This is a genomic window from Catenovulum sp. SX2 (assembly GCF_052056295.1).
GTDB lineage: Bacteria > Pseudomonadota > Gammaproteobacteria > Enterobacterales > Alteromonadaceae > Catenovulum.
Map to the genome: position 1 here is coordinate 506334 of NZ_CP182493.1, position 13933 is coordinate 520266.

Here is a 13933-nt window from a genome sequence, read left to right on the forward strand (position 1 = left end):
CTCGTCCACATTCATCGAAGTAAAAAACTAAGGTTTTTTGCACAACTTGTTTATCTCTGCTCATTCACAAGACAATGTCTTACATATTCACCAGAAAATAACCCGAAACCATATTTTATTAATGCACCATTGAGACTTGCCAAAGCTAGCTGACTATCCGCATAATGAAACAAAGAATACAAGAATACTTAAGCTATGCGTTTTATACATTACATACTCCTGTTTGTGCTGATTGGTTTGTTTGCACTGGCGTTATTAAAATCTGAGTCACAACCCACACCAAAGAACATTATCTTGGTTATTGGTGATGGCATGGGCGATAACTATTTATCTGCATACCGCTACTGGCTAGCAAAATCACCCGACAATATTGCTCCCACCATATTTGATCAACTCTTGGTCGGAAAAAGTATGAGTTATCCTGATGATGATACTTTTGTCACCGACTCAGCAGCAGGTGCCACGGCTTACGCGGCGGCGCAGAAAACCTATAACGGTGCCATTTCTGTAAACCACAAGGGTGAAAAATTAACAACCTTATTAGAGTCAGCTAAACAACAACATAAAACCACGGCAATTGTCGCAACATCTGAAGTGGTACATGCCACACCTGCGACCTTTTTTGCACATCAGGGACATAGAAAAGAATATCCACAAATCGCAGACCAAATTGTTGATAACCAAATAAACAACAAGCCAATCATAGATTTAATCCTAGGTGGTGGTATTTCCTACTTAGTGCGCGAAGACAGAAACTTACTGAATGAGTTAAAAACATTTGGTTATGCAATTCACACAGATTGGGCCAATTTAAATCAGCTCACTTCATTGCCAGTAATAGGTGTTTTTGCAGATAAAGGACTTGCCTACGAGATCAATAGTAAACAACAAAGACTTGAACAAATGACCCAAGTTGCACTACAACAACTTGCCACAGATGCCAACAGCCAGCAGAATGGCTTTTTTATCATGATTGAAGCGAGTCAAATTGACTGGTGTGGCCATGCAAACGACATTGCTTGTGCTATGCATGAAATGGATGATTTAGCCAACACATTGTCGCTGTTAAAACAATTCGTCGACGATAACCCAAATACCTTAATGGTTGTTACCGCAGACCATGAAACAGGTGGCTTATCTATTGGTGCAGAAGGTCAATATAACTGGTTGCCTGATGTTATCGCTGGGATAAGCAACAGCTTAGATTCGATTGGTGACACGCTAGCGCAAACTAATGATGAAAACCTCTATGCAACTTGGCTTACATTAACCTCTATCGAACTTGAACAACCACAAATTTTAGCGCTAAATGCAGCCAAAAACAGTGGTAAAAACGCGCTGATTGCATTTAGCCGTAAACACATCAACAACAAAAGCTTAACGGGTTGGACTTCGGGTGGACATACAGCAGCGGATGTTCCTGTGCTCGCATACGGCGCTCAATCCCAACTGTTTTATGGATTTCACGATAACATTCAAATTGGCCAAAAATTATTTGAGCTCATTCAGCACACTGACTAAAGGTTAACTAATTTAGACATATCTTGTGTGTGAGATATGTCTAACAACTTTTGTACTAATTTACCATTAATCCTACTCGGTAATGCCGCTAGTTTTATTATCATTTAGCTCACCTTGCCTAAGAAATATTATACAAATCAATAAGACTACAAATGTCTGAGTAAAAATTCATCAGTCAGTGCATTACGTTTAGCAGTCTAAATATTTAAACTCAAATAATTAAAGTTAAGCTCATCATATCCTCATTCTTCAACAAACTAACACAGGAGGTTAGCATGCAACGAAGAACTAGGTTATTAGTGGCAATTACAATCTTGTTGGCTTTTGTTATTCCTTCAACCAAAGCGCTAGAAAAAGTGAAAATGAACGTCAATCCAAATAGTGATATGGCGTTATATGCTCAAAGCTTACTGCGTCTTGCGTTAAACCAGCAGCATACTTATCAGCTTGAAACAATTTACAACGACACACCAGTTCAGCGCGATATAGACATGGTTAGGTTTAACGAATTGGACATTGTCTGGCACCCGACTAATAGGCGACTAGAAAAGCAACTATTAGCAATACGCGTCCCGATAGCCAAAGGGCTGATGGGCTATCAAAGTGTTATTGTGAAAAAGCAACGTTTGCCTGAGTTTAGTATAGTTAATCAACGTAGACTGCTAGAAACCTTGAGTTTTGGTGTACCAAGAAATACCGGAGATAAACAAATTTATCTGTCAGCTGGACTAACCGGAGTTTATTCAAGCAACGAACAAACGCTAATCCATATGCTCGAAGGTGAGCGTTTCGACTATTTGCCGACGGATACACACAAAGCGCACAAACTTGTGTTAGACAACCCCAAGCTAAACTTAGTTGTTGTACCTGATTTAGTTGTTAGTTTTATCAAACCCATCTACTTTTTTGTCAACCAAAACGATGTTCAATTAGCAATGCTGTTGGCCGAGCGTTTAGAGCATATGGTGAATGATGGAACGCTAGATGATTTACTCCTACAACAATCTTTTGCTGCTTATACTATTAATAAATTGTCTAACGACAAAATGGTTGCTATTGAATTAACTAACCCTGTACTACCGGAAAAAACACCGGTTGCCGACAGTCGTTATTGGTATCAGTTTGAAGCAGATGAACAAAGCGAAGAAACACTGCTGAGTTCATTGTAATATATCCAAGCTACTATAGAATAAGCTCGCATTATAGACTCAAATGACAAAAAACATGATGGATCTCTATTGCGAGCGCACCGACTTTACCTTTTGGTCTGAGCCGCTCAACGCCCTAACCAACTTAGCTTTTATCTTAGCTGCGGCATGTGCTTTTTCTTTGTGGAACAAAACCAAATCACAGCTAACTGACAAAGAGAGTGCCATTTTACTAGTACTGAGCTGTAATATCGCCATTATTGGTATTGGTAGCTTTTTGTTCCATACATTTGCGACCAAATGGGCTATGTTTGCCGATGTGTTCCCAATTTATATTTATAAAGTAGCGCTATTGCTCTTGTATCCAACAATGGTATTAAAACTGTCTTGGACAAAATCTATCGGGCTATTTTTGTTGTTTTTATTGTCAACATACTTAGTTGGAAGGTTGCCAATTGATCTCAATGGCTCGCAAATGTACATACCGTCGATTGTGATGCTGATACTCTTTACCCTACTCCACAGTCATAAATATAAAACTACCGATTGGCCACTCGTTGCAGCAATAATCGCGTTTTTAATCTCAATAACTTTTAGAACAATAGACAACCAAATATGCACAACATGGCCAGTCGGCAGTCACTTTGGCTGGCATATTTTTAACGGTTTTGTACTCTTTTTTACTTGGAAAAGTCTGTATAACAAATTTAGTCTGCGCGCGACCAACGCTCAGTTACTTTAGCATGAATTAACCACTGTATATAATCATGCGCCTCTGGGCTGCCTTCCTCAGGCGCCCAAGACGCAAACCCCTTATCGTTAATCGGCGTATATGGGCCTTCTTTAATTTCAAAAAACGTTGTATTCGCTTGCAGAGCAACAGTTGAATGCCAAACGCCCGGTGGTATTTCAACAACAGACGCTGTTTGTTCAGGCCCCAAATAAATTTTGTCCAATATACTGCCATCAGGTTTATAAGTTACGAATAACAACTTCCCTTGCAACACCACAAAACACTCCCATTTATTCGCTTCAACATGTTTGTGTGGTCGAACATAACTGTCTGGTTGCATGCTGATAAATAAACGCTGCACAGCAGCAGTATAATCCGAATGCCAATTTAAATTGCTGCGCTTTCTTGACGACTCTGCCGCCGCTTGGTTTAAATTTGTTAATTCCGATTGATCAAATACTTTCATTGTTGTGCCTTGTTCATCTAGTATTAAGGTACACTTCAGCGTGCAAGCTAAAAATTACGTAAAAAATATAAATAATGTGCTTCCAAGGAGCAAACTATGTTTGTTGAAGATATCGAAAAGCTCGAAAAAATCTATGATTTAGCCATAGAATATTTAGTCACTTATAGTTTCCAACTGCTCGCGGCTGTTGTCATTTTCATTATATTTCTGCTTTTGGCCAATAAAGTAGGCAAAATACTTAACCAAACTTTAGTCAAACGCCATGTTGATGTCACACTTAGCCAATTTTTAGCTAATTTACTTAAGTTTTTAGTGTTGGCCGCTGGCGCAGTAGTCGCCTTAGGCAAAATTGGTATTAGTATTACCCCATTTGTTGCTGCGATAGGTGCAGCTTCACTGGGGGCAGGTTTAGCGCTGCAAGGTATGTTGTCAAACTATGGCGCAGGTTTAGCCATCATTCTGACCCGACCTTTTACAATAGGCAATACCATTACAGTTCGAGACATAACAGGTGTTGTTAAAGAAGTTAAACTAGCTTCAACCGTATTAGTCAACGAAGAAGAAGAAGATATTATCATCCCAAACAAATTTTTAATTGGTGATGTATTGCACAACTCATATCAAAACAAATTAGTTGATAGCAGCATAGGCATTAGTTACGACTCAGATGTAAAACTAACTATTCAATTGATTAGTGATATTCTTCAAGAGTTTGATGGTGTAGATAGCAGCCGACCTGCACAAATCGGCATTGATAGTTTTGCCGACAGTGCAATTAACATAGGCGTGCGTTATTGGGCGACTACCCAGAGTTATTACGATATTAAATACCAAGTCAACTTAGCCATTTTTGAAAAGTTAAAACACCAAGGCATCAAAATTCCATTTCCGCAGCGTGAAGTGCGAATTTTGTCTGACTAATTGAAATAAAACCTAAGTTATTGAGGTCTATGTTACAAAGTACATCTTGGATGTTTATATGAAAATTCTAAAATCAAATCGTAGTGACTTTAAAGATTGGCAAATTACCGACGAAAATACCTTTAATAATCGTCGACTCATTTTGAAAGGATTAGGGCTCAGCAGCGCCATGTTTGCCGGTGGCGCCCAAGCAAATTTATTCGATTGGCTCAAAGAAGATGAAGAGCCCCGCAAACAAGCTAGCTTAACGGCGTTAAAATACGCAGCAGATAACAACAATACCCTAGGCTTAACACCAGAAGACAAAGTTACCAGCTACAACAATTTTTATGAATTTGGCACCAGCAAACAAGATCCCGCTGACTATGCGCATAAATTGACAGTAAACCCTTGGCAACTCGAAATTACGGGTTTAGTAAACAATCCAATAAAACTAAATTACGAAGATTTATTTAGCCAGTTTCCACTCGAAGAGCGTGTTTATCGGCTGCGTTGTGTAGAAGCTTGGTCTATGGTTATTCCATGGATTGGTTTTTCATTAAATAAACTATTAGAAAAAGCCCAACCCAAAGCCAATGCTAAATATGTTCAATTTGAAACCTTACGCCGTCCAAGTGAAATGCGTGGGCAAACCAGTCGATTCATTGGTGGTAATATAAAATACCCATATGTTGAGGGTTTACGTTTAGACGAAGCTATGCACCCGCTAACCACTATGGCTGTTGGTCTGTATGGCAAGTCGCTGCCCAATCAAAATGGTGCTCCGATTCGTTTAGTCGTTCCATGGAAATACGGCTTTAAAAGCATCAAGTCGGTTGTGAAAATTCACCTAACTGAATCCCAACCGAAAACGACTTGGCACCTAGCTGCGCCTTCTGAGTATGGCTTTTATGCCAATGTAAATCCGAATGTCGACCATCCTAGATGGAGTCAAGCGCAAGAAAGAGTCATCACCTCAGGCGGAGTATTCAACCAACAACATCAACAAACCTTAATGTACAACGGTTATGCTGAGCAAGTTGCCCATTTATACAAAAATATGGATTTAACCCAATATTTCTGATGCTTATTAAACTGGTTATTCACACTATTTGTTTGTTTTGGGCAGGCTCTATTTTCTGGCTCGCAAGCCAAGATGCGTTAGGCGCAGATCCGGTAAAAGCTGTCATCCATTTTTATGGTATAGGTGCACTCAATTTATTAATTGTAACCTTGTTAATTAGTCCGACAGCAAAAACATTTAAGTCAGCTGTCATTATGCGTCAGCGCCGCTTGCTTGGTTTATATTGTTTTGCCTATGCGTGCATGCACGTGTTGTGCTTTTGGTGGTTCGAACTAAATTTTTCTCTAGCAACTTTTATCTCAGAGCTAATTAAACGGCCTTATATTTGGCTTGGCATGTTTGCGTTGTTAATTCTGCTCGTTTTAGCAATCACCTCCCCCAACATTGCTAAAAAATGGCTGAAGAAAAAGTGGCAACTCATACACAATTTTATATATCTGGCGATTGTGTTGGTCTGCTGGCACTTTTTCTTATCACGCAAAGCGGACATATACGAGCCAGGTTTATATGCGTTAGTTGCGCTGCAGCTCCTTGGTCTGCGTTACCAAAAATTCATCAGTTGGTTTCAAAAGGCCTTTAGCCGAAAAACTCACTAAAGTAATTTTCTCCACAACCGATATTAAATTATAGGTTCAGCCTATCTGTTTAATATTAATTAAAGTGCTTGCTTTGCGTTTATTTCAAGGTTGTAGGAGAAATAACATGGAAAAACTAAAACTATTACTGTCTATGCTAGTTGTCATAGTCTTTAGCAGCCAATTATCTGCATGCAAGCAGGCTTCGGCTTATGCTCCAAGCCAAACACCACAAGCAACCGAAGCGCTATCTAAACAAACTATCAGCCAAGTTAGAAACACCTTTCACGCCAGCTTTGTTTATGGTGATTGGCGCTTTCAGGGTGTACAAGTTGTCAAAAACAGTATTAATGCCTACATCCAAATACCAGATCAATTAGACATGGCCGAAAAACAACAAAAAGCCTATATCCAACAAGTAATTTGCCCATCTGCCCAGCATGCACAAATGTGGTTGAGTATTAAAAATCATCCGCTATGGGTTCACTTATACACCCACGACAAAAGATATGGTGTATATGCAGAGTGCACTAACCCTCACGCGTAAAAATTGTTACACTGCCATTTTGATAGCTGATTCTCAAAACTCTTGGATACAAAATGGCAAGAAAGACCATTCTCATTACAGGCTGCTCTTCTGGTATTGGATTGCATTGTGCACTTGAATTGGATAAAGAAGGTTACCAAGTACTGGCAACTGCACGACAACAGCAAGATGTTGAAAAACTTAAAGGCTTAGGACTAAACGCTTACCAACTTGATTTAGCCGATCCCATTAGTGTCGAGCAAGGTTTTGCTTGGGCTGAGCAGCAAGCCGACAACAATATTTATGCTTTATTCAACAATGGTGCCTACGCCCTCCCTGGTGCATTAGAAGATGTCTCACGCGCGCAGTTACGTACTTTGTTTGAAACAAACGTATTTGGTTGGCATCAACTCACTAATTTATGCATTGAGCATATGCTTAAGCACAAACAAGGTCGGATCCTGCAAAACAGCAGTGTATTAGGTTTAGTCGCAATGAAATTTCGTGGTGCTTATAATGCGTCTAAATATGCCATTGAAGGTTTATCTGACACGCTCAGGCTCGAACTAAAAGGCACAAACATTCACATCAGTTTAATTGAACCCGGACCCATTTTGAGTCAGTTTAGGGCAAATGCGTTGGCGCAATTTGAGCAGAATATTGATATTAACCAAAGTCGTTTTCAACATAACTATCAAAAGATGCTTGAACGCTTAAAAAAAGAAGGTCCTGGTATGGCCTTTACCCAAGGTCCTGAATTTGTGCTCAAACGCGTCAGACATGCATTAAGCGCAAAACGACCACAAGCAAGGTATTATGTCACTAAACCAACCTACTTTATCGGTTTTATGCGCCGTATATTGCCAACAAAGTGGTTAGATAATTTAGTCAAAAATTTTTAATTAAAAAGTAGTAATTACGATATTATGGCAAAGAAAAAATCTAAAGGCTCTACTGGCCTTAATCGCAAAAATACTGAAAATTTTTTAGAGAAGTATCAAGCAAAAGCGGATGTTGTTGAACATGACTCTGGACTCATGTACCGAGTAATAGATCAAACAACCGACAGTAACAATAAACGCCCACAAGCAGACTCATTAGTTAAATTGCATCAGCGTATTTTGTTAGCGGACGGCTCTGTTATTGCCGATAGTTACAAAGGTAATTTACCAGAAGAGTTTTATTTGGCGGAAGCAATTGAAGGTTTACAACTTGGTTTACCCCTGATGCAAGTGGGCGACAGGTACGAGTTGGTAATCCCACCAGAGCTGGCTTGGGGCAAAAAAGGCAATAGTGGTAAAATTGGCCCGAATGCAGTGCTCATTTTTGATGTTAGGTTAATTGACTGTTAGCAATTAAGCAGCGAACAGGTGCTAATCTGTTCGCGGTTAATTTTTTGTCTAAGCTTTATCCAGCCTTAACGCCTTGTTTTTCAAACAAGTACATATATGATTTATTTTCGCTATCAATAAATTTATACAAAGATTCTTCATCAATTGGCTGGCTAAATAAATAACCTTGGCCGATTTGACAATGATTTTGAATTAAAAACTGCACATGTTCGGCCGTTTCTACCCCTTCGGCTATTACTTTCATATTGAGTTTATGCGCCATAGCGATAATAGCATCAGAGATAGCCATATCATCAGTATCGTCAGGGATATCTTTAATAAAGGCTCTATCAACTTTTAATGTATCAACCGGGAATTTTTTCAAATAGCTCAACGATGAATAACCTGTACCAAAGTCATCAATCGACATTTGCACACCAAGGGCTTTAATGTCATCCAACTGGTGCAGCGCTTCGTTTATATCACCCATTAACATAGATTCAGTGATTTCTATATCTAACCATTCAGGTTTAATCCGCGCATTAATAATGCTGCCTTTAATCACTTTAGCCACACTCTTGTCTTTAAACTGACGTGCAGATAAGTTCACCGCAACCGTATAGTTTTCGTTGTACTTTTGATTGAGCCGAGCAATAAACATACTAGCTTCCGCCAGTACCCACTCACCCATTTCAACAATTAAACCTGACTGCTCTGCTACAGGAATAAATATCGCAGGTGATACCATGCCTCGCTCGGGGTGATTCCAACGGATCAAAGCCTCAAAACCAAAGAGCTTACCGGTTTTTAAATCTATCTGGGGTTGATAGAAGAGTTGGAACTGAAACTCACGAACAGCGACTCTCAGCTCACTTTCAATCAATAAACTTTCTTGCACCGCTTTATCTAAGTCGTCGGTGAAGAAATAGTGCGTACTGCGTCCCGCCGCTTTTGCTCTATACATAGCAAGGTCAGCATTACGCAATAAAGTTTCAATACTCATAGCGTCTTTCGGCGACATAGTAATACCTATACTCGCGCTGACTAGCACTTCTGCTCCAGACAACTGCACTGGCTCTCGGATCACATTTTGAATATCAGTCGCCATTGCGCTTGCACGTTCAACTGTGGCAACACCACTTAATATCACGGCAAATTCATCCCCACCTAAACGAGCTATCGTATCTTCGGCGCGTAAACGTCTAACCAAACGGCGAGCAATTTCAATTAATAGTTCATCACCCGCTTCATGGCCTAACGTATCATTAACACGTTTGAACTGGTCTAAATCAAAATAAAATAATGCAAAGGCGAAATGACCACGTTTAGTCATTTCTAACGATTTAGTTAACTGAGCTTTAAAGAAAGTTCGATTGTATAAATCAGTTAGTGGGTCATGATAAGCAAGTTTTTCCATTTCTCTTTGATTATCTTTCATCATAGAAATGTCTTGCGTCGCAGAAACAAAATGTTTGCCACCATTAACATCTTCTGTCATTGGCGAGAAAGTTTGTGATACCCAAATTTCTGTCGCATTTGAGTGTACCATCAGCAACTCACCTTTCCATGCATGACCTAATTGCAGTTGCTCAAATGCCGCATCTAACATCCATGCCATATGTTGGTCGAAGACAACTTTGAGGTGGTGGCCAATCAACTCGTCTTCTTCACGTCCACACATTTCCACAAATTTTGGATTAACAAATTCAATTTCAAACTTATCATTGGTAATAGCAATTGCGGTTTCACTGTGTTTAACCGCATTTGATAACTTAACAGCTGCAAGTTCAGCGACTTCTTTTTCTTTAATTTTTTCGTTTAAGCCATCAATTAAACTATGTACTTCACCTGATAACGAATTAATTGAACGCGCCACCACACCAATTTCATCTTGCTCATCTAATAAGTTTCCAAGGTCGATTTGCCCTTGTTTATGATGAGACAAAGCCTGAGTCACTATCTTCAAACGCTTTAAAATAGTTTGATTGAGTAAAAAATAAATCAACAAAGCAAACGCAACGGCCGCCGCAGCAAAACCCAAATAAAGCTTTTTGTTATAACTAGATAAATATTTATTAACCGAATCTGATACATCTACTACAGCTAGATACCAACTCAAAGGTGCTATATTGCCAACAGCCACGGGAAACTGGTGATCGACCATAAAAACCTTTTCACCCCGAAAACGGCCATTCACCAAAGCTTCACGAATTATTTTCTGACTAAAATTCGGTGCATTTTGAAAGTTGTTGAGTTGAGTGTTTAACTCAGCTTGTTGGCTGGTCAGCACCTTATTAAATTTTGGGTGGAAGATTAAATTACCTTTGTTATCGAAGATAAATACTTCTTGGCCGCGTAAACTATTAACATTTTGCGCGACCAATTCCATGATATTTTCTAAGATAAAGTCTGCACCAACCACACCAATAAACTGGCCTTGTAAATAAATTGGATAAACCAGTGTTGTCATCCAACTGTTATGAATATCGTCAAAATAAACTGGGGTCCATAAAGGTTGGCGCGTTGGATTAAAATGAGGTGTACCTAATTTATAAAAGATATCTTTGTCAAAGTCATGATTGCTTGGCAATTCGGTTGCAAGTTTAGCTGGATAAGCAACGGCGAAATGGCGCTGCGAGATAAAATAATAACTATTAAATTTATCCGCAATAGGCTGTGCAACACGTGTCCACAAAGCATTCAAATAGTTGGCTAGTGCTTCGTCTTCGCTATTTAATTTAGCTTTGTCAGCATAATAAATTGCCGTGTTAGTCTCTGCTTGTTCGACTTGACGATTAACCCGCACGGCTTGTGGATTTTGCTGATAAGCCGCGTAAAAGTCAGCGATAGATTGGCTGACCTGCTGATGGCTCAATGCGCCTAAAGAAACTAAGTGAGCCAGATGCTGATTGAGTAGGTCTGCTTGCAACGAAGCAATTTGTTTTGTTTCTTCATGTACCGCATGATTTAAGTGACTGTTCTGATCATTCGATAATAAAAAACCACCTATCATCCCTAAAGACAAACAGGACAATAATACTGCTAATGTTGCTTTTACAGAAAGCGAATGAAACACCTTAGCTTTGATCCATTGCATGGAAAGCCGAAACCTCTTGTTGTTATCGAGTGTTCCTTCACTCTGGTTGTAACGGTTTAACCTTTATCGCGAAGTGGTTAAACCAACCCATGTTATTAATAGTTATATGTTAGTGTAGGCTAGTAATTTTTGCCGTAAAATTACGCTATAGATACCATTTTATCGGCAAAAAGTCATAATTATTTATATTCGGTAAATATTAATCAATCTTGAATGGCAACTTAATTGTTTAATAGCGGCCAACACTGCTAAACTTACGCAAAATTTATAATCACAAAACGTCGAATTAATTTAGGAACTTATATGGCTCAGTATGTATATACTATGAACCGGGTGAGCAAAATTGTGCCACCAAAACGAGAAATTCTAAAAAACATCAACTTATGCTTTTTCCCAGGCGCAAAAATTGGTGTTTTAGGTTTAAACGGCGCCGGTAAATCCACCCTATTACGTATTATGGCTGGAATTGATACGGAAATTGAAGGCGAAGCGCGCCCACAAGCTGATTTAAAGATTGGTTATCTGCCGCAAGAACCTCAGTTAGACCCATCGAAAAACGTTCGAGAAAACATCGAAGAAGCAATATCAGAAGTTAAAGACGCTATTAGCAAACTAGACCTAGTATATGCAGCATATGCCGAACCTGATGCTGATTTTGACGCATTAGCCTCTGAACAAGCGAAATTAGAAAACATTATTCAGAGCCATGACGGGCACAACATTGAAAATATGCTTGAGCGCGCCGCCGATGCACTACGTTTACCAGCATGGGATGCTGATGTAAACAAACTATCTGGTGGTGAACGTCGCCGTGTTGCTTTGTGTCGCTTGTTATTAGAAAAACCAGACATGTTATTACTTGACGAACCGACTAACCACTTGGATGCCGAATCTGTTGCTTGGTTAGAAAGGTTTTTACATGACTACGAAGGCACAGTGGTTGCTATTACCCATGATAGATATTTCTTGGATAACGTAGCTGGCTGGATTTTAGAATTAGACCGTGGCCATGGAATTCCGTGGGAAGGCAATTATTCTTCTTGGTTAGAACAAAAAGATGCACGTTTGGAACAAGAAGAACGTGCAGAAAACGCCCGCAAACGTTCAATTAAACAAGAACTTGAATGGGTACGCAGTAATCCGAAAGGCCGCCAAGCGAAAAGCAAAGCGCGTATGTCTAGATTTGAAGAACTGAATAACTCAGACTTCCAACGTCGGAACGAAACCAACGAACTCTACATTCCACCTGGAGAAAGGCTTGGTGACAAAGTTGTTGAAGTGAACAATTTGACCAAATCATACGGTGAACGAGTGTTGATTGATGATTTATCGTTTAGCATGCCTAAAGGTGCAATCGTCGGTATTATCGGACCGAACGGCGCGGGTAAATCCACTTTATTCCGCATGTTATCCGGCACAGAGCAACCTGATAGTGGTGAAATTGTATTAGGTGATACAGTTAAACTCGCGAGTGTTGATCAGTTCAGAGATGACATGAATGACAACAACACAGTTTGGCAAGAAATTTCTGAAGGCCAAGATATTATCACTATTGGCAGCTTTGAAATTAATAGCCGTGCTTATGTCAGCCGTTTTAATTTTAAAGGGACAGACCAACAGAAACGTATTGGTGAATTGTCAGGTGGTGAGCGCAACCGCGTGCATTTAGCTAAGTTATTAAAAACTGGCGGAAATGTGTTGCTACTGGATGAGCCAACCAATGACTTAGACGTAGAAACTTTACGAGCGTTAGAAAACGCGCTACTCGACTTTCCTGGCTGTGCCATGGTCATATCGCATGACCGTTGGTTCTTAGACAGAATTGCAACGCATATTCTTGACTATCGAGATGAAGGTAAAGTGAACTTCTATGAAGGCAACTACACAGATTACGAAGCTTGGCTAAAACAAACTTTAGGTGAAGATGCGGTACTTAACCCACATAGAATTAAATACAAAAAAATAAATTAAGCTAATTTATTTATCTATCGCAGCAAAGACGGCAGTAAAAACTGCCGTTTTTTGTTTTATGCGCTATATTATATCTAAATTGGTTTTAAGAGCGGTTTGTATGGACGAAAGAAGACATTTCACCCGAATATTTTTTGCCATTCCGGCACAACTGAGTAATAAACATCACTGCTGGGATGTGAATTTAATAGATTTGTCTTTAAAAGGCGCGCTAGTATCTTTGCCTGAAAATAATGCTGAAGATGGCTCACAAGCTCCAATACGAGAGCAGCTGTGTGAAAATTTAAGTTACGAGTTAATATTTGAGTTACCTAACTCAGATGTGACAATAGAAATGCAGGTCAGTATTGCCCACTTAGCCCAAACCTATATAGGTCTTGAGTGTCAGCAGATAGACATAGACAGCGCAGCTCACCTCAAACGCTTATTACAACTGAATATGGCTGATGAAGCATTATTATCCAGAGAGTTAGAAAACCTGATCCACTAACTTTGCTCTCTCATTCGATGACTTGAGCAACAGATGCAAACACCCAGAAAAAGCCACAGCTTGCTGTGCTATCAAGGTGTTTGCACTCATA

At 39.5% G+C, this 13933-nt stretch carries 13 protein-coding genes; 11 read left to right on the forward strand and 2 right to left on the reverse strand.

What is annotated here, in order from left to right; translation table 11 throughout:
* The first annotated feature begins 195 nt into the window (after positions 1-195).
* The 3 genes from ACMZOO_RS02220 to ACMZOO_RS02230 all read left to right on the forward strand — a co-directional run bounded on the left by ACMZOO_RS02220 (position 196) and on the right by ACMZOO_RS02230 (position 3411).
* Positions 196-1521 carry an alkaline phosphatase gene (locus ACMZOO_RS02220; RefSeq protein WP_440905182.1) on the forward strand — a complete coding sequence of 442 codons (1326 nt, stop codon included), beginning with the start codon at positions 196-198 and terminating at the stop codon, positions 1519-1521.
* A 275-nt stretch (positions 1522-1796) separates the two neighbouring features.
* Complete coding sequence (locus ACMZOO_RS02225; protein ID WP_440905184.1) at positions 1797-2690, forward strand: hypothetical protein; 894 nt, start codon at positions 1797-1799, stop codon at positions 2688-2690.
* A gap of 55 nt (positions 2691-2745) precedes the next feature.
* Complete coding sequence (locus tag ACMZOO_RS02230; protein ID WP_440905186.1) at positions 2746-3411, forward strand: ceramidase domain-containing protein; 666 nt, start codon at positions 2746-2748, stop codon at positions 3409-3411.
* On the opposite strand, the gene ACMZOO_RS02235 is transcribed toward ACMZOO_RS02230, so the two are convergent.
* Positions 3377-3868, reverse strand: coding sequence for a WbuC family cupin fold metalloprotein (locus ACMZOO_RS02235; protein WP_440905187.1), 492 nt, complete (start codon positions 3866-3868; stop codon positions 3377-3379). The genes ACMZOO_RS02230 and ACMZOO_RS02235 overlap by 35 nt on opposite strands.
* Before the next feature lie 96 nt (positions 3869-3964).
* On the opposite strand from ACMZOO_RS02235, the gene ACMZOO_RS02240 reads away from it, so the two are divergent.
* From ACMZOO_RS02240 to ACMZOO_RS02265, 6 genes are all read left to right on the forward strand, one after another.
* Entirely contained in the window at positions 3965-4789 is an 825-nt protein-coding gene (locus ACMZOO_RS02240; protein WP_440905188.1) for a mechanosensitive ion channel family protein, read from the forward strand.
* 58 nt (positions 4790-4847) lie between these two features.
* A complete protein-coding gene (gene msrP / locus ACMZOO_RS02245; RefSeq protein WP_440905189.1) occupies positions 4848-5852 on the forward strand; it encodes a protein-methionine-sulfoxide reductase catalytic subunit MsrP in 1005 nt (334 codons plus the stop codon).
* The gene (locus ACMZOO_RS02250; protein ID WP_440905190.1) at positions 5852-6448 is read left to right on the forward strand and encodes a protein-methionine-sulfoxide reductase heme-binding subunit MsrQ; all 597 of its coding nucleotides are present in this window, start codon (positions 5852-5854) and stop codon (positions 6446-6448) included. The genes msrP and ACMZOO_RS02250 overlap by 1 nt, the downstream gene beginning before the upstream one ends.
* Positions 6449-6554: 106 nt before the next feature.
* Positions 6555-6974 carry a hypothetical protein gene (locus tag ACMZOO_RS02255; protein ID WP_440905191.1) on the forward strand — a complete coding sequence of 140 codons (420 nt, stop codon included), beginning with the start codon at positions 6555-6557 and terminating at the stop codon, positions 6972-6974.
* A gap of 53 nt (positions 6975-7027) precedes the next feature.
* Positions 7028-7855, forward strand: a complete 828-nt coding sequence (locus ACMZOO_RS02260; protein ID WP_440905192.1) for an SDR family NAD(P)-dependent oxidoreductase — start codon at positions 7028-7030, stop codon at positions 7853-7855.
* A gap of 24 nt (positions 7856-7879) precedes the next feature.
* Complete coding sequence (locus ACMZOO_RS02265; protein ID WP_440905193.1) at positions 7880-8305, forward strand: FKBP-type peptidyl-prolyl cis-trans isomerase; 426 nt, start codon at positions 7880-7882, stop codon at positions 8303-8305.
* Between the two features lie 55 nt (positions 8306-8360).
* Here ACMZOO_RS02265 and ACMZOO_RS02270 read toward each other — a convergent pair whose 3' ends face one another.
* Positions 8361-11381, reverse strand: a complete 3021-nt coding sequence (locus ACMZOO_RS02270; protein WP_440905194.1) for an EAL domain-containing protein — start codon at positions 11379-11381, stop codon at positions 8361-8363.
* Positions 11382-11684: 303 nt separating this feature from the next.
* Between ACMZOO_RS02270 and ettA the strand changes: the two genes are divergently transcribed.
* Positions 11685-13352, forward strand: a complete 1668-nt coding sequence (ettA, locus tag ACMZOO_RS02275; protein WP_440905195.1) for an energy-dependent translational throttle protein EttA — start codon at positions 11685-11687, stop codon at positions 13350-13352.
* Between the two features lie 100 nt (positions 13353-13452).
* On the forward strand, positions 13453-13842 hold the full coding sequence (locus ACMZOO_RS02280) for a PilZ domain-containing protein (protein WP_440905196.1): 390 nt from the start codon (positions 13453-13455) through the stop codon (positions 13840-13842).
* Positions 13843-13933 lie beyond the last annotated feature (91 nt).